This is a genomic window from Nocardia sp. X0981, assembly GCF_977089955.1.
Map to the genome: position 1 here is coordinate 4,079,727 of NZ_OZ372435.1, position 16,221 is coordinate 4,095,947.

Genomic DNA, 16,221 nt, shown 5'->3' on the forward strand with positions numbered 1-16,221 from the left:
CTATTTCATGCTGCCGTCTGCTGATTCAGGTAATCGGCGTGCACCTGCAATGGCGCCTTGTAGCCGAGTCCCGAGTGAAGACGTGTGCGATTGTAGAAGGTTTCGATGTATTCCACAATCGCGCGCCGAGCTTGATCCCGTGTTTCGAATGCCGTGCGATGTAACCATTCGTTCTTCAGGGTACCGAAGAACGATTCGGCCATGCTGTTGTCCCAGCATACTCCGGTACGGCCGACGGCTTGCCGCATGTTCATCTGTCGCAGTTTCTTCCCGAAATCATAGCTGGTGTAGTTCGAGCCGCGATCGCTGTGGAATATCGCCCGCGGCCGGATATCGATCCGAGTCGCGGCCATATCGAGCGCGTCGGCGATCAACGGGGTGCGGTAGTGGTCGGCCATCGACCAGCGGGCCACCATTTTCGTGTAGCAGTCGATCACGGTCGCCGAATACAGCCACCCCTGTTTCGTCCGGATATAGGTGATATGGGAGACGAACTTCTCACCCGGTGCCGTGGCGGTGAAGTCACGTGCCACGAGATCGGGGATCCGGTGGTCGATATCGGCGTCGGTCGTGACCGGCCGCCATGGTTTCGGCTGGCACGGCACCAGATCCGGCTCCCGCATCAGCTTGCGGACGGTGTCGTCGTCGACCGGGTGGCCCGAGGCGAGCAGCACCGCGTGGACTCGCCGGTGCCCGTAGGTGCCGTGGGAGTCGTCGAAGATCGCGGTGATCATCAGTTTCAGCTCTTCACGCCGCTTCTCGTTCTCAGACGCCGGTCGGGTACACCATTCGTAACAGCCCGATCTGGACACACCCAGGTTCCTGCACATGAAGGCAACAGAGTAGGCCTTCTCCGCGTCCAGTTCTGCGATGAATGCGTATTTCACTGCTGCCGGCTCGCGAAGAAGGCCGCCGCTTTTTCCAGGAACTCGGCCTTCATCCGGAGTTCGCGGTTCTCCCGCTCCAGCTCACGCAGTCGCGCCCGCTCCGAAATCGCCAGTGGTTCTTCCTCGTCCGGATGCTTCTTCCGGTAGGCTGCCACCCAATTGGTGAGCGTCCCGGAATTGATTCCCAGATCCCGTGCGACCGCCGCGATCGAACGGCCGTCACTTTCCAGGACCATTTTCACGGCCTCGTCCTTGTACTCGGGTGAGTACTTCTTCCGCTGGTGAGCCACGACCAATTTTCCCTCACATTCCCGTAACCGCCGTACCAGGGGGCACTGTCCGGAGGGAGCCGGGCACCTCAGTCGGCGGGCGGTGACCAAATGGGTCAGCCCAAGGTGACGGTGACGGCGCTGCCGACGACGGTGGCGGTGACACCGAGCAGATGCTCGGTGATCATCGCGGCGATTGGCTGGATGTGGCGGTCTTTGCGGGCGACGACGGCGAGGGTGCGGGCGTCGATGACGTGGGTGGAAACGAGGTCGTTCACCGTCGTTGCCCTGAGCGTCTCCTGCGGGAATGTGGGAGCGGGCAATGCGCACACCGCATCCTGCACCCGCCGGATCACGCTGATCGCACGCTTCGGAGTCTCGTCCGGGTGGTGACTGGGGGGCGGGGGCAGGATTGCGGTGGTCATCGCGTTCTCCTCGAATTCTCCGGTACGGACAGTTGCGAGTCGCCGCTTGGCCGGCCGGTGGGCCGTGGATGACGGGTGGCTTGGCAGGCGAGCAGCGCAGGATTAGTTTATACAAAAGTAGGTTGTAAAAACTAGGAGGTGGGCCACATGCCCGACACGGACCTGACACCAACAGAAGCGGCGGAATTGGATGTGCGGGAGTTACGCAAGCCGGACAAGCACCCGGCGATCTTCGCGCGGTTCGACGCCCTGGCTGCCGGAGAGTCGTTCGTGCTGGTGAACAATCACTACCCGCGGCATCTGCGCGACGAGTTCGATGTGGAGCATCCCGGCGGGTACGGCTGGGAGGTCGTCGAGAACGGGCCGCGTGTGTGGCGGGTGCGGATCGGGAAGCTGGCCTCGACCTCGCCGCCGCGGATACTGACCGATACCACCATCTTCGAGCCTGGACATTTGGATACGACAGGGGCGATTTGGACGTTGCCGGTGCGCCGCCGCGATCTGGATGCCAACATCATTCGCATTGCTCCGCATGGACGCATCGAGGCACACAACGGCCCGGATCTGGATGTGCTGATCCACGTGCTCGACGGCGCGGGCACCCTTACCACCGAGCTCGGTGAGCTGGAGTTGGCGGCGGGTGCGCTGGTATGGCTGCCGCGCCGGTCACGGCGCGCGTTCACCGCGGGACCGCATGGTCTGCGGTATCTGACCGTGCATCAACGCCGCCAGGCTCTGGTCCTGGACCCGATCGGCTGAGCCGGATCGGCGAGACTGCGCCGGACCCGCTGTTATGGCACCACGGTGACCGGGCAGTGGGCCCGGCGCAGCAGCCGGGCAGCGGTGGATCCGGTGAGGCGGTGCAGGCGGCTGCTCGACCGGCCGACGACGAGGCTGTCGGCGTTGTTGTCCTGGGCCAGCCGCGCCAGTTCGACCGCGGGGGCGCCGCAGCGGACGGTGAACGACCAGGGCAGGGGTAGGTCGTGGAGGATTTCGGTGGCCAGCTCGCGGGTGGCGGTGACCTGCTCGGTGGTGAGGCCGGTGGTGAGGTCGGCACCCATCGGCGCCAGGCTGGTCAGGTAGGCGCTGGTGGCGAGCGTGCTGATGTAGGCAACCAGCACGGTGGCATGCATGCGGCGTGCGGCGCCGGCAGCATAGGCGAGCGCATGCGGGGACGCCTCGGAGGTGTCGATACCGACGACAATCAGCGGACCGCGGCCCCGGCCGCGGTGATCGCGGCGGTATGTGGCCTGCTCGATCACCGCGTCGTGCTGGTCGCGGGATCGGCGCGGGTGTTCGGGGCGGGATTCAGCCGACGTGGTCATGGTCGTGTCCGGCGAGGGTGTGCAGGGCGATGGTGGAGTGCGCGAACGCGCCACCGGCATGCATCTCGGCGGCCACCCAGATCGCTTCCATGATCTCGGCGTCGCCGGCACCGGCACGGTGCGCGAGCTTCGTGTGGCCGGCGATGCAGTACGGGCATTGGGTGACGTGCGCGACCGCGACGGCGATGAGCTGTTTGGTTTTTTGCGGCAGTGCCCCGTCGGCGAATACCTGCCGGCTGAATTCGTCGAACGCCTGATGGATGTCGGGGGCCAATTCGCGGCGCCGCGCGCCGATGTCCTGGGTCGCGGCGGGATAAACGGGGTCGCTCATCTGCTGTTTCTCCTCTGCTGTGTCGCTGGATTGTTCTGTTTGTCGATTCCTCCCGGGTGTGTGTGAAGGTGGACCGTGGTGCGGCCGCGCCCTGGGGCGGCTGGTGTGTTGTTCCCGCGGGACCATCTGCGGTCCGGGAGTTGTTCATGACACGCTGTGGGCCAGTAGCAAAGTGGCGCCGACGAGAAGTGCGGCGATTTTCAGGATTTCCAGCACCACGTACTCGTAGTGGCCGCGCGAGCGGGGCGCGTCGTGGCCGGCGAGCACGGCATCGCTGCGGCGGGTCAGCCGCGGCCGGACCAACGTGAGCTGCACGAGCAGCGCCGCAATAGCCACGATCAGCGCGGTCATGGTGCCCGTGGCGGGCGGGTCGATGACGAGGGCGACGATAATCGCTGCCGCGAAAACGATTTCGATGCCGTTGAGGGCGCGGAACACCAGCCGTCCGATGCCGAGCCCGATCGGCACGGTGACGCCGGGCGCCCGGAATTTCAGCGGCGCCTCCAGGAACGAGATCGCCAGCACCATGCCGAGCCAGCAGAAACCGACCGCGGTGACAACAGCCCCGGCGGTGGTCATGCCGCGGATCCGGTCGGTGCCTGCGCAGGCGTGGCGGTGCTGGTCGTGGTGAGGTGAGCCAGGCACAGGTCGGGGGTGACGAACGGGTCGAGCCGGCGCACGGCGACCGGTGCAGCCCGGCCTTCGAGCACCCCCTGCATCAAGCCCAGATGGATCGGGCACACCACACTCGCACGAGTTTCGGCCAGGTCCAGGAACGGGCAGTGCTGCAACCGGATCTTCGGCTGATCATCGTCGGTGTCGGGTTCGGGATCGAAGCCGACCTCGTCGAGCACCCGCACCAGCTCATCCACCGCCTGCTCGGTGGTCGGCGACGCGGTGTCCATGTCGCGGGCCATCTCGCGGCCCCAGCGTCGCCCGGCCTCGGCGGCGCGGGCCGACGGGTCGGGGTCGGCGGCCAGCCCAGCGGTGAGGATCTCGGCAAGCAGTCGGTAGTTACGTGGCCCGGCCGGGTCCATCCCACGATGAGCGCGGAACATCTGCGGCGGGCGCCCCGGCCCGGTGCGCGGGTGTTCCACCCGCTCGGCTTGCCCGGCCTCGACCAGCGCCTCGAGATGGAAGCGCACCGTATTCGGGTGCAGCCGCAGCTGCGTGGCGATATCGACGATGCTCAACGCATCATGGGAGCCGCGCAATGCCGCGAGCACGTCACCGCGACGCCCACCACCGGCTCCGGTCGGCGTGGCACGGGAGCGCGGCAGTGTGGTGGCGGATGCTTTTTCGCGTGTCATGGCTGGCTACTCCGTGTCGGCAGCGCGGCGACCAGCGGAGTATCGACCCCAACCGGGCCGAGTTTCGCTGCACCGCCGGGAAATCCGAGCGGTTGGTCGCGTCCGGGCAAGGTTTCGGTGAAGAAGGCGGCGTTGTCGTCGAGATAGGGCTCGAGTTCGGCGGGAAGGTCCTGCTCGTAGTAGATCGCATCCACCGGGCACACCGGCACACACGCTCCGCAGTCCACACACTCGTCGGGGTGGATGTACAGCGACCGGCCACCCTCGTAGATGCAATCGACCGGGCATTCCTCCACACACGCCCGGTCCATCACGTCCACACAGGGCTCGCCGATCACATACGCCATACCTCTATTTATACATCGAAATCTTGTATAAACTAAGCGGCGGGTGACCTACCCCACCGGATCTCTCGGTGCCGACCATCAACACAGGGACCGATTGTCTCACCGCGGTGTCTCACTCGCCGCCGCATGCGGCGAGGGGTCAGCTGATCCCGATGCTGTGACGGCCGGGTCCGCCACCCGCCGCCATGTGTGCCCGTCGAGGATGTCGAACCGAGAGGGGATTCACCGTTGTCTGCAGCACCGGGGCACACCATGCCCGCCGTCGAGGCCGAGCGTCCGCTCGCCGCGCGGATGGGCCCCAAGGGCGCGGCGATCTGGAAGATCGTCACCACCACCGACCCGAAACTGCTCGGCGTCATGTACATCTTCACCGCGATATCGTTCTTCCTCATCGGCGGGTTGATGGCGCTGCTGATGCGCACCGAGCTTGCGCGACCGGGCCTGCAGTTCCTGTCCAACGAGCAGTACAACCAGTTGTTCACCATGCATGGCACACTCATGCTGCTGTTCTATGCGACCCCGATCGTGTTCGGATTCGCCAACTGCGTGCTGCCACTGCAGATCGGCGCCCCCGACGTGGCGTTTCCACGGCTGAATGCGCTCAGTTACTGGCTGTATCTGTTCGGCGCGACGATCGCGACCGCGGGATTCGTCACCCCCGGCGGTGCCGCCGATTTCGGGTGGACGGCATACATACCCTTGAGTTCGGCCGTCCATTCCCCCGGCGTCGGTGCCGACTTGTGGATCATGGGGGTGGGATTATCCGGCGTGGGCACCATCTTGGGCGCGGTGAACATGGTCACCACCGTGGTGTGCCTGCGGGCACCCGGGATGACTATGTTCCGGATGCCGATCTTCACCTGGATATTCTGGTGACGAGCTTTCTCGTGTTGCTGGCGTTCCCGATCCTGACCGCCGCGTTGATGGCCCTGGAGGTGGATCGGCACCTCGGCGGGCACATCTACGACCCCGCTACCGGCGGCCCGATCCTCTACCAGCATCTGTTCTGGTTCTTCGGCCATCCCGAAGTCTATATCGTCGCGATCCCGTTCTTCGGGATCATCACCGAGATCTTGCCGGTGTTCAGTCGCAAACCTGTCTTCGGCTACACCGCACTGGTGTTCGCGACTCTCGGTATCGCGGCATTGTCGTCGGCGGTGTGGGCGCACCACATGTTCGCCACCGGCGCGGGGGACTGCTGTGAGTTTGGTTGACTCGCGGGTTTGGTCTTTCAGGCCGCGAGTGCGGGCCGGTTTATTGTCTCAAACTCGATCGGGGTGAGGCGGCCGAGTCGGCGTTGCCGACGGGTGCGGTGGTAGGTCTTCTCGATCCAGACCACGATCGCCATCCGGAGCTCGTCGCGGGTCGCCCACCGCTCCCGGTCGAGAACATTCTTCTGCAGCAACGCGAAGAACGACTCCATAGCAGCGTTGTCACCACACGCCCCGACTCTGCCCATCGAACCTCGTAATCCATTGCTCGACAATGCGTTCACGAACTTCCGAGAGCGAAATTGACTGCCCCTGTCGGAGTGGACGATCGTCGCGGTAGGCGCTCGGAGAGTGACGGCATGGTTCAGTGCCGACACCGCCAACGACGCCTTCATCCGCGAATCGATCGAATACCCGACGATCCGGTTGGAGAACACGTCCTTGACAGCGCATAAATACAGTTTTCCTTCACCGGTGCAGTGCTCGGTGATGTCTGTCAACCACACCGCGTCCGGAACGGCGGCAGTGAAGTGGCGTCCGACGAGGTCGTCGTGGACCGGCGGGCCGGCCTTGCGGTTCAGGCCGCGTTTCTTGGCGAACACACTCCGGATCCGCTGGGCTGAACACAACCGGTGGACCCTGTTCTCGCCCGCACGGATACCGCGGGCAGGCAGCTCGTCGGCGATGAATCGGTAGCCGAAAGCCGGGTCGTCGGCATGGATGTCGAGAGCGGCGTTGATCAGATGGGCGTCGTCCCAATCGCGTTGCGAGACAGGGCATCGTTTCCATTTATAGAACGCTTGGGTGGAGAAGCCGAGTACCCGGCAGGTCACCGCGACGGGGATACCGTCAGCGGCCAGGTCGAGGACCAGCGGGTAACTCATTTTGGGTTGACGTCACGCGAGAAATAGGCGACCGCGCGGCGCATGACCTCGGCTTCTTGTTCCAACTGACGGATCCGTTTACGCGCTTCGCGCAGCTCGGCCGACTCGTCACGGGTGGCGCCGGGCCGGTGGCCGTCGTCGATATCGGCTTGCTTGAGCCAGTTCTTCACACAGCTCTGCGATATTCCGAAGTCCTTCGCGATCTGGGTCAACGAGATCTCGCCCTTACGGGCGACCGCGACGATGTCACGGCGGAACTCTTCGGGATATGGCTTCGGCATGAGGGACATCCTTCCAGCGAGGAGCGATCCTCACAGGTCAGGAGTCAACCAAACCGGGGGCAGCCCCCGCCGTCACCGCCGCGGCATCTTCCGCGCGCGGAACTGGTTCCCGGAACCCACGGGTGGGCGCACTGCAACAGAGGGCACAACGTCAGAATTTGTTGATACAAACATCGTCCGATCGGCACCGATGCCAGCGTTCACCGATAGAACCAGTTCACCCGTCTGGCCAGGTCAAATGGTGCACCGGCACCAGTAATTGGTATTCTTCGATCGTGAATGAGAGCTCGTCTGAGCTAGAGGCGTTGAGGGCCGCCCTCGCAGCAGGTGAGGGCAGTGGCCCGTCTGCCGAATTCGATTTCGAACGCCGCATCGAAGAGTTGACCGCACAGGCAGCCGATGCCGGTCTGATCGACGATTTCCTGGCTGGACGGTTGGTCCGCAGTGGCGAACCGGCCGATGTGTCCGAGCTGCCCGTTCCCGGCGGGCCGTCGCGATAGGCGCTGCTTCAGACTTGGGCCAGGCAGGCGGGCCAGGGCCCCTTCGAAGATGGCGAACCTATCGGTCGACTGTAGGGGTGGATGCCCGATCAGGTCGGCGACGACGTTTGCCTTGAGACCAGTGACCAGTGGGCCTGTCGGCGTTACATGACCGATATGACCGGCGAATTCAGCGACCAAGTTGCCGCTGTAGCGGCAACTGGCGCTGAAACGGAGTCCATGACTCCGGAGCAGCTGATGGCCGCAGCTTATCGTTCGGAGTTCACCGACGTGCCGCTCGACATCGCCCTGGCTCCTGATACCGATGCCGACCGCAAACCAGAGATGCGGCCGCGACGAGTGGCGATGCCCGGCGAACTGGACGTGAGATGCCAGATTCGGGCGAGTGATCTGCAGTTGAGCCGGTCGGCCTAAATTCGCCAGTTGATCGAGCAGGACCTGCGAACCGCCTATGAAGGGCAGCAGAACAAGCTGCCGTGACCTCGATACATATTGCTCTCGACCCAATCGCTGGAGGCACGCCACGCTAACCGAACACGACGGCAGGCGATAGCCCTGGCAACTCACGGCTTCGTCGGTGAAGACCTGCGAATAGCGATAGTTCGGACAATGGAGGCCAACTACCAATAGTCCGAGTTCTGGTGTCCGGTATTGTCGGCCGCCGTCGAGTTCGCCTCCCCTTCGGTGGCAGGCCGTTCGGGAAAAGGACATGTTCCGTGGCCAACAGAAGAACCATATTTCCCGAACGTGACACTCCCGCAAGGCGGGTGTTTTTAACGAGCTGGTGGCGCATTTCGGTGGCTGGATGCCAGCTCAGCCAAGAGCGCGAAGTAACTGGTTGCCGGCGTCCCGCCCCGCTTAAGGCTCGCGCATGGTGGATGAGGCCATACCTCGAGAATACGTAGCGATGTAGGGGCGCCTGCTGTTCGCCGACCACAACGGGCAGAGGGCTGCGCAGCGCGTAAGCCCGATCATGAAGTGACTGAAAGTGGCGGGTCAGAAGCCGACGGTGGTCAGCCTGGGTGCCCGTTACGGGCGCTTTCTCGACGAACAACCCCAGGGCGACAGCAGGCTGCATTTCAGCGTGACGGGCTGTCGGTGATCGGGGGACAGCCGGTGACGCGGTCTATATTTCACCGGAGATTGTCGAGGAGGTGCTGATCGCCGCGGCGGGCGGCGCCCCCTGTGTTGGGGACTCGATGCTCGCGCTGCGGGTAGGGCTCTACGGTAACGGGACGCTCCAGCACAGCGTGGTTCCTCGGTCGGGTCGTGCGGTGATGGTGAACTTGCCACCGCCCTGCTCTGCTCGGGCTGCCATGTTGGCCAGGCCGCTGTGGCGTTCCGGGCTTTCGGGGATGCCGATGCCGTCGTCGGTGACCTCCACGGTGACATCGTCGCCGATATCGAGTTCGACCGCGACACTGGTGGCGTTCGCATGGTGGACGACGTTGCTGACTGCTTCGCGAATGACGGCTTCGACGTCGTCGGTCAGTGGATCCATCAATACGGTGGCAGGGCCACTGACTCTTACGGTGGTGCGCAATCCGGTGTCTGCGGTCAGTTCCGCGATCACCGAGTGCAGGTGTTGGCGGAAGTCGACCGAGCCGGCGTCGGGGCCATTGTGCAGGTCGAAGATGGAGTGGCGGATGTCTTGGATGATCGCCTGGACGTCCTCGATCGTGTCCCCGAGTCGTGCTTTGACCTCCGGTGAGCGCGCACGCTGGACGGTGCTCTGTAGTGAGAGTCCCACGGCGAAGAGCCGTTGGATGACGTGGTCGTGTAGGTCGCGGGCGATGCGGTCGCGGTCGGCGACGATATCGAGTTCACGCATTCGGCGTTGGCTGTTGGCCAGTTGCAGGGCCAGTGCTGCTTGGTCGGCGATTGCGGTCATCATCGCTTGTTGTTCGGGGTCCAGCGGTTCGGTATCGGCTGGTTGGATGACGCCGAGGATTCCGATGATGGTGCGTTCGACCCGCAGGGGCAGAATCAGAGTGGCGCCGACGTCTGCTTCGAGTTCCGGCAGGTCGTCGTGGCGGCTGTAATCGAGGGTGACTGTTTCGCCGCGCAAGAATGCTTCGGTGGGGGAGCTGGGCATGGGTAGCCGTTGCCGGGCCAGCCGGCCGGCCTCGGCACCGGCCGTGGCGACTACGACCAGTTCCGGAACTTCTTCCACCGGTAGGTCGGTGTCTTCGGGTAGGGCGACGAAGGTGCACGCCGAGCCGGTGAGGGTCAATGCGCGTTCGGCGACGAGGTCGAGCACTTCGTGGGGTTCGCCACCAGTGAGTAGCTCGGTGGCGACGTCTTTGGTGGCTGCGAGCCACTGCTGGCGTACGCGGGATTGTTCGTAGAGGCGGGCGTTTTCGATGGCGATTCCGGCGGCGGCGGCCAACGCCTGGACAACGACCTCGTCGTCTTCGGTGAATTCCTGGCCGTCGGCTTTCTCGGTGAGGTAGAGGTTTCCGAAGACTTCGTCGCGGACCTTCACCGGGACGCCGAGGAAGGTGCGCATCGGCGGGTGGTGAGGTGGGAAGCCGACCGAGGACGGGTGCGCGGACAGGTCGGCGAGCCGGATGGGGGTGGGATGTTCGAACAGCAGGCCGAGGACTCCGCGGCCTTCGGGGAGATTGCCGATCAGGATGCGGGTGTGGTCGTCGATACCTTCGTTGATGAAGGCGGCGAGCTGTTTGGTGGTGCCGGTGTCACGGACACCGAGTGCCCCGTACTGGGCGTCGACGAGCTCGATGGCGGTGTGGACGATCGAGTGCAGCGTGTTGTCCAGATCCAAGCCCGCGGTGATGACCAGCATGGCTTCCATGAGCCGGTCCATGCGGTCGCGGACGTCGACGATCTGGGTGATGCGGTCGCGGAGCTCGTTGAGCAGCTCGCGGAGCTTCAGCTGCGATAACGCTTCCATCACCGGAGCTCGGCCCCGGGCGTCGCCTGGTTCCGCGCCCTGTGCGCCCATAACCCTATTGTTGCACCGGGCAGCCGACGAAGGTCAACTGTGACTCGTCAACGCTTCAATACCGTTTCTGCTGCTGACCGAGCTGGGAGGCCATGACCGCAGCTTGCGTGCGGCGTTCTACTCCCAGCTTGGTCAGCAGCCGTGACACGTAGTTCTTGACCGTTTTCTCGGCGAGATACATCTGTTCGGCGATCTGCCGGTTGGTCAACCCTTCGCCGAGCAACGCCAGCAGGGTGCGTTCTTGTTCGGTCAGGTCGGCCAAGGGGCCGGTCTTCTTCTCGGCGTCGCTGCGCAGCTTGGCCATCAGTGCGGCGGCGGCCCGGTTGTCGAGCAGTGAGCGTCCCGCGCCGACATCGCGGATGGCGTCGATCAGATTGAGACCGGTGACGTCCTTGATGACGTAGCCGCGGGCTCCGGCGAGGATGGCGTCGAGCATCGCCTGTTCGTCGGTGAACGAGGTCAGGATCAGGCAGCGCAGGCCGGGCACGATCGAGAGCAGTTCGCGGCACAGTTCGATGCCGTTGCCGTCGGGCAGCCGGATGTCGAGGACGGCGACATCGGGCTGCAGGGCCGGTATCCGTGCGAGGGCGTGCGACACGCTGTCTGCCTCCCCGATCACATCCATGTCGGATTCGAGGTTGAGCAGTCCTGCGATTCCGCGCCGGACGATTTCGTGGTCGTCGACCAGGAAAACCTTGATCATGACCTCACCTCCTACAGCGATGTCTTCAGACTACGACCGTGCGGGGCATATCGAGCGCACTGTCGCAGCCAGCGCAGCAGGTGTCGGTCCGGTGGTGCGTGACTCAGATGGCTCGCGTTCTCGGCTGCTCAGTCTTGCCGGGGCCTGACCACGAGGATCGGCAGTCGGCCCGACTGCAGAACTGCGGCGCTGGTGGAGCCGAAGACGAGGGTTCCGAGTTCACTGCGGCCGTGGCTGCCGACGACCAATAGTTGCGCGGCTGCTGATTGCTCGAGCAGCGAGCTCGTGGGCGGCCCGGTGTCGAGTACGGTTTGGACCCGGACGTCGGGGTAGCGTTCGCCGAAACCGGCGAGGGCTTGCGCCAGCACCGCCGTAGCAGCCTGCCGGCCGGGCGCGTGGGGAGGCAGAGTAGTGCCGTCGTCGGCGTGTACGGCCAGCAGGTCTACGTCGCGGCGCGCGGCTTCGTCGAATGCTGTGTGGACCGCGGGAGCGCTGTTACCGCTGTGGTCGATGCCGACCGTGACCGGGCGGGTCGACCCGGGTGCCGCGACCGTCGCGCCGGCGGGGACGACCGCCACCGGACAGTGTGCGCGGTGCAGTACCGCCGTGCTGACAGAGCCGGGGTTGCGGCACTGTATCCGGTGGTGGGTGCCGTGATGGCCGACCACGAGTATCCGGGCCTGTGCGGATCGCTCGATCAGAACCGGTATCACGGGGTCGAATGTCACCTCGAGATGGATAGTGGTGGATGGGCGGGCGTGTGGGGCGGTCCGGGCGATGCGGTAGGCCCGGTGGGCGATGGTGTGGCCCCGGTCGCGTAACCACTGTCTGCCGAGGTGGCTCGGTGGCAGCGCCGGGCTGCCGGGGATCGCCATCGAGGTGACGATATGGAGCCGGCAGTGGTGCAGGCCGGCTTCTGCCGCTGCCCAGGCGACTGCGCGGTGCGAGCACGGTGAGCCGTCGACGGCCGCCACGATCTGCGCCGGCGGATATCTCGGTGTGCTCGACGCCGGGTGCACCCTCATGTGCCCCTTCTTCATCGCCGTCCTTCCGTATCGGGGACGAGTAGGACATCGGAGCCGGAACGCAGCAGGACCGCGTGACCGGTGGTTCCCAGCAGCGAGTAGCCGAGCGGGGAATGCCGGCCGGCGCCCAGCACGATCAGATCGGCGCCCAGGCGTTCGGCAGTCGTGGTGATCTGTGGCGCCGGCTGACCCGAATCGATCAGCGTGTGGACAGGCGCGGGCGACAGATCCCGGGCCAACTGCTCGATATGCGGGTGGACGGCCCGGTTACCGGTTTCCCGTAGTTCCCGTACACCCTGCGTATCAGCACCGGGGGCGCGCGGCACGTGTTCGCCGGGGTCGGTTCCGGCGTGGAACAGGGTGTGCTCGGCGGCTGGGGTGAGTGTGGTTCCCGCTCGCGCGGCGTCGGCGGCGATGAGTGAGGAGTCCACCGCGAGTACGACGCTGCGGTATCCGTCCGCGGGTGCGTTCTTGACCACGAGCACCGGGATGCGGCTGCATCGCGCGAGTGTTTCGGCGGTGCCGCCCAGGCGCGCACCGACCGTGGCACCGCGGCCGTGCGCACCGATGACCAGGAGATCGGCCGTGCGGGCAGCGGCTTCTTCGACGATCGCCGAGTTGGTATCGCCGATGCGGATGACGGTGTCGGCGCGGGCGTTGCCGGCGAAACGATCGATATGGGCCCGCAGGCGTAGTTCGGCGGAATCGGTGGTATCCGCCCGCGTCCGGCCGCTCAGTACGTGTATCGCGGTCAGCCGGGCGTGGTGCTCGCGGGCCAGTGCGGCCGCGCGCGCGACCACTCGGCCGGCGGTGTCGGAGAAATCTGTGGCTACGAGTATGTGGGCCGGCGGGGCGCCACCGAGCGGTGGCCGGCGGCGGGCGTGGGCGCGGCGCCGGCGGCGGATACCCAGGCGCCGGATCACTGCCTTTTCCGCTTCCGCGATCAGGAACACCGAGACGCCTACCGCGAGTACCTTCGCCCATTCGATCGCGGTCAGCCCGGCGGATCCGAAGACGGTGTGCATGAACGGGGCGTAGGTGAACAGCAGCTGGAGAACGATGCACGCGCTGATGGCACCCAGGACGTACCGGCTGCCCAGAATCCCTTCGCGGTTGAGCACCGATTCGCTGATGTGGCGGCTGTTGATCAGGTAGAACATCTCGGTCACCACGATGGCGTTCACCGCGATGGTGCGGGCGGTCTCGAGGGTGGTGCCTGCTTCGAGTTCCCAGAGGAACAGGCCGAGCGCACCGGTCATCATCAGGGCGGAGACCAGGGCCACCCGCCAGACGAAGAATCCGGACAGCAGTGATTCCGTGGGTGGCCGGGGCGGTCGCCGCATGACGTCGGGTTCGGTGGGCTCGAATGCCAAAGCCAATCCCAGTGTGCTGACGGTGGCGAGGTTGATCCACAGCACCTGCGCGGGGGTGAGCGGCAGGGTCAGCGAGAACAGGATCGCCGCGATCACGACGAGTGCTTCGCCGCCGTTGGTGGGCAGCATGAACAGGATGAACTTGCGCAGGTTGTCATAGACTCCGCGTCCTTCGCGGACGGCCGCGGCGATCGTGGCGAAGTTGTCGTCGACCAGGATCATGTCGGCGGCTTCCTTGGCGGCCTCGGTACCGCCGCGTCCCATGGCCACGCCCACATCGGCCCGGGCGAGGGCCGGTGAATCGTTCACGCCGTCGCCGGTCATCGCGACGACTTCGCCGTTGTCCTGCAGCGCCTGAACCAGGTCGAGTTTGTGTTCGGGTGAGGTCCGGGCGAAGATTTCGGCTTCCGCGGCGGCGCTGCGCAGCCCGGCGTCGTCGTAGGAGGCGATCTCGTTACCGCTCAACGGTTCCCGGCCGCGACCAAGGCCCATCTGCGCGCCGATTTCGGCGGCGGTGGCGATATGGTCGCCGGTGACCATTTTGACCGTGATACCGGCGCGGTGGCAGTCACGTACCGCCTGGACCGCTTCGGCCCGCGGTGGATCGATGATTCCGACGAGTGCGATCAGCACGAACCCGTCTTCGGTTTCGGCGAGATCGAGTGTTTCACGGGCCTGTGGGCGGTCCCGGTAGGCGATCGCCAGCACCCGCAACCCCTGTGCGGCGGTTTCGGCTATCCGCTCCTGCCAGCAGGCCCGGTCCATCGTGCTCGTGCCACCGGGTTCGAGTTGACCGGTGCACGCGGCCAGTACACGCTCGGGGGCACCCTTGAGATAGATGCGCTGCGCCCCGGCCGTGTCGGCCTCGTGCAAGGTGGCCATGAAACGCCGTTCGGACTCGAACGGGATCACATCCAGGCGCGGCCATGCTTGTTCGGCGTCGTCGCGGTCGAGCCCGGTCTTGGCGCCGAACACCAGCAGTGCGGCCTCGGTCGGGTCGCCCTCGATCTCCCAGGTGCCCTCGGACTCCCGCAGCAGCGCATCGTTGCACAGCACTCCGGCCCGCGCCGCCAGCCGTAACACCGGATCGCCGGCCGGGTCGACGAGACGGCCGTCGGTATCGGTGAGGTCCCCGACCGGTGCGTATCCGACCCCGCCGACGTCGACGGTGTGCCCGGCGGTGACCACTTTCTGCACGGTCATCTCGTTCCGCGTCAATGTGCCGGTCTTATCCGAGCAGATCACGGTGACCGAACCCAGGCTCTCCACCGCAGGCAACCGGCGGATCACGGCATTACGCCGCGCCATCCGCTGCACTCCCAGCGACAAGGTCACCGTCATGATCGCCGGCAGCCCCTCCGGGATGGCCGAAGCGGCGAGCGCGACCACCAGGGTGAACATTTCCGACGGCGGCTCGCCGCGCCAGGCCACGCCGAGAACGAACGCCGCGCCGGCCACGGCGAGGATCACCGCGGCCAGCCAGCGGCCGAACCTGCCGATCTGGCGCAGCAGCGGTGTGGTGGTCCTGCGGATCCCCACCAGCAGCTCGTTGATCCGCCCCAGTTCGGTACCGATGCCGGTCGCGGTCACCACGCCGTCGCCCTGCCCGAACACCACCACCGTGCCCGCGAACGCCGCGCAACGCCGGTCGGCCGGTTCGGCCGCATGATCCACCGCGGCAGCGGTCTTGTGGACCGGCACCGACTCCCCGGTCAAGGCGGCCTCATCGACGCGCAGATCACCGACGTCGATAAGCCGCAGATCCGCTGGGACCCGGTCACCGGACACCACCCGGACCACATCACCGGGCACCAGCTCCGCCGCGGCGATATCGACGATCACCCCGTCCCGGTGCACACGTGCCCGCGGGGCGAGTACCGCACGGATGGCATCGAGCGCGGTTTCGGCGCGGCCCTCCTGGACGAATCCCAGCACCGCATTGACCACGACCGCGCCGAACAGCACTGCGGTATCGATCCAGTGCGCCAGGAACGCCGTGATGACGGCCGCGCCCATCATCACGTAGAGCAGCATGTTGTGGAACTGCCGCAGGAATCGCCACCACCACCGGCTGCGCCTACCGGCGGGCAGCGTATTAGGCCCGTGTTCGGCCAGCCGCCGCGCAGCCTCGGCCGAGCTGAGCCCGGTCGGAGTCGAATCGAGCCGCGCCAGCGTGTCCGTGGCATCGAGCGCATGCCACGCGGGCGTACTCTCGCGTGTCCGGGGCATATCCAGGTCGTCGCTCATCGCATCGCCTACCATCGCCTCCGCTGCCGCGCCCCGCCGGGCGAACATCGGCTTCGAGGAGCATCCGCGGGTCCGCGAAAGAAGACAGCTACTCGAAGGAAAGCAGGACAGATCGAGCAGACTCCGGCGCGGCCCGGC

The 16,221-nt window shown here is 65.7% G+C and carries 15 protein-coding genes and 2 pseudogenes; 4 read left to right on the top strand and 13 right to left on the bottom strand.

The genetic code is table 11. From position 1 onward, the window contains the following. Positions 1-5: 5 nt before the first annotated feature. Together ACYR7D_RS18285 and ACYR7D_RS18290 are read right to left on the bottom strand one after the other, a co-directional pair. A protein-coding gene (locus ACYR7D_RS18285; RefSeq protein ID WP_459545783.1) for an IS3 family transposase occupies positions 6-1,177 on the bottom strand; the annotation gives its coding sequence in 2 pieces (ribosomal slippage) (positions 6-922 and positions 922-1,177; 1,173 coding nt in all). Between the two features lie 95 nt (positions 1,178-1,272). Further along, positions 1,273-1,581, bottom strand: coding sequence for a hypothetical protein (locus ACYR7D_RS18290; RefSeq protein WP_459545784.1), 309 nt, complete (start codon positions 1,579-1,581; stop codon positions 1,273-1,275). A gap of 147 nt (positions 1,582-1,728) precedes the next feature. On the opposite strand from ACYR7D_RS18290, the gene ACYR7D_RS18295 reads away from it, so the two are divergent. Then, positions 1,729-2,340, top strand: a complete 612-nt coding sequence (locus ACYR7D_RS18295; RefSeq protein WP_459545785.1) for a DUF2249 domain-containing protein — start codon at positions 1,729-1,731, stop codon at positions 2,338-2,340. Between the two features lie 32 nt (positions 2,341-2,372). On the opposite strand, the gene ACYR7D_RS18300 is transcribed toward ACYR7D_RS18295, so the two are convergent. From ACYR7D_RS18300 to fdxA, 5 genes are all read right to left on the bottom strand, one after another. After that, complete coding sequence (locus tag ACYR7D_RS18300; RefSeq protein WP_459545786.1) at positions 2,373-2,906, bottom strand: universal stress protein; 534 nt, start codon at positions 2,904-2,906, stop codon at positions 2,373-2,375. Further along, positions 2,890-3,237, bottom strand: coding sequence for a carboxymuconolactone decarboxylase family protein (locus ACYR7D_RS18305; RefSeq protein WP_459545787.1), 348 nt, complete (start codon positions 3,235-3,237; stop codon positions 2,890-2,892). The genes ACYR7D_RS18300 and ACYR7D_RS18305 overlap by 17 nt, the downstream gene beginning before the upstream one ends. A 144-nt stretch (positions 3,238-3,381) precedes the next feature. Further along, a complete protein-coding gene (locus tag ACYR7D_RS18310) occupies positions 3,382-3,816 on the bottom strand; it encodes a hypothetical protein (RefSeq protein ID WP_459545788.1) in 435 nt (144 codons plus the stop codon). After that, a complete protein-coding gene (locus ACYR7D_RS18315; protein ID WP_459545789.1) occupies positions 3,813-4,547 on the bottom strand; it encodes a helix-turn-helix transcriptional regulator in 735 nt (244 codons plus the stop codon). The genes ACYR7D_RS18310 and ACYR7D_RS18315 overlap by 4 nt, the downstream gene beginning before the upstream one ends. Next, entirely contained in the window at positions 4,544-4,894 is a 351-nt protein-coding gene (gene fdxA / locus ACYR7D_RS18320) for a ferredoxin (RefSeq protein WP_033246302.1), read from the bottom strand. Before fdxA ends, ACYR7D_RS18315 begins: the two co-directional genes overlap by 4 nt. Before the next feature lie 252 nt (positions 4,895-5,146). Between fdxA and ACYR7D_RS18325 the strand changes: the two are divergent. Then, positions 5,147-6,084, top strand: a pseudogene (locus ACYR7D_RS18325) (cbb3-type cytochrome c oxidase subunit I); the annotation flags it as partial. Between the two features lie 41 nt (positions 6,085-6,125). On the opposite strand, the gene ACYR7D_RS18330 reads toward ACYR7D_RS18325, so the two are convergent. Further along, positions 6,126-7,270 (bottom strand): IS3 family transposase gene (locus ACYR7D_RS18330; RefSeq protein ID WP_459545790.1). Its coding sequence is split into 2 segments (ribosomal slippage): positions 6,126-6,991 and positions 6,991-7,270, totalling 1,146 coding nucleotides; the frame shifts between segments, so codons are not numbered across the junction. A gap of 275 nt (positions 7,271-7,545) precedes the next feature. Between ACYR7D_RS18330 and ACYR7D_RS18335 the strand changes: the two genes are divergently transcribed. Together ACYR7D_RS18335 and ACYR7D_RS18340 are read left to right on the top strand one after the other, a co-directional pair. Next, a complete protein-coding gene (locus ACYR7D_RS18335) occupies positions 7,546-7,770 on the top strand; it encodes a type II toxin-antitoxin system ParD family antitoxin (protein ID WP_157170410.1) in 225 nt (74 codons plus the stop codon). Between the two features lie 81 nt (positions 7,771-7,851). Then, positions 7,852-8,184: a hypothetical protein gene (locus tag ACYR7D_RS18340; protein ID WP_033247712.1), complete on the top strand. Its 333-nt coding sequence runs from the start codon at positions 7,852-7,854 to the stop codon at positions 8,182-8,184. Between the two features lie 808 nt (positions 8,185-8,992). On the opposite strand, the gene ACYR7D_RS18345 is transcribed toward ACYR7D_RS18340, so the two are convergent. The 5 genes and pseudogenes from ACYR7D_RS18345 to ACYR7D_RS18365 all read right to left on the bottom strand — a co-directional run. Next, complete coding sequence (locus ACYR7D_RS18345) at positions 8,993-10,735, bottom strand: sensor histidine kinase (protein WP_459545791.1); 1,743 nt, start codon at positions 10,733-10,735, stop codon at positions 8,993-8,995. A gap of 55 nt (positions 10,736-10,790) precedes the next feature. Beyond that, positions 10,791-11,438, bottom strand: a complete 648-nt coding sequence (locus ACYR7D_RS18350; protein ID WP_033247710.1) for a response regulator transcription factor — start codon at positions 11,436-11,438, stop codon at positions 10,791-10,793. Positions 11,439-11,566: 128 nt separating this feature from the next. Continuing rightward, complete coding sequence (locus tag ACYR7D_RS18355) at positions 11,567-12,463, bottom strand: universal stress protein (protein ID WP_033247719.1); 897 nt, start codon at positions 12,461-12,463, stop codon at positions 11,567-11,569. Positions 12,464-12,474: 11 nt separating this feature from the next. After that, positions 12,475-13,368, bottom strand: a complete 894-nt coding sequence (locus ACYR7D_RS18360; protein WP_373280857.1) for a universal stress protein — start codon at positions 13,366-13,368, stop codon at positions 12,475-12,477. Continuing rightward, positions 13,342-16,065: pseudogene (locus tag ACYR7D_RS18365) on the bottom strand (cation-transporting P-type ATPase); the annotation flags it as partial. The pseudogene ACYR7D_RS18365 and the gene ACYR7D_RS18360, both read right to left, overlap by 27 nt. Between the last annotated feature and the right edge of the window lie 156 nt (positions 16,066-16,221).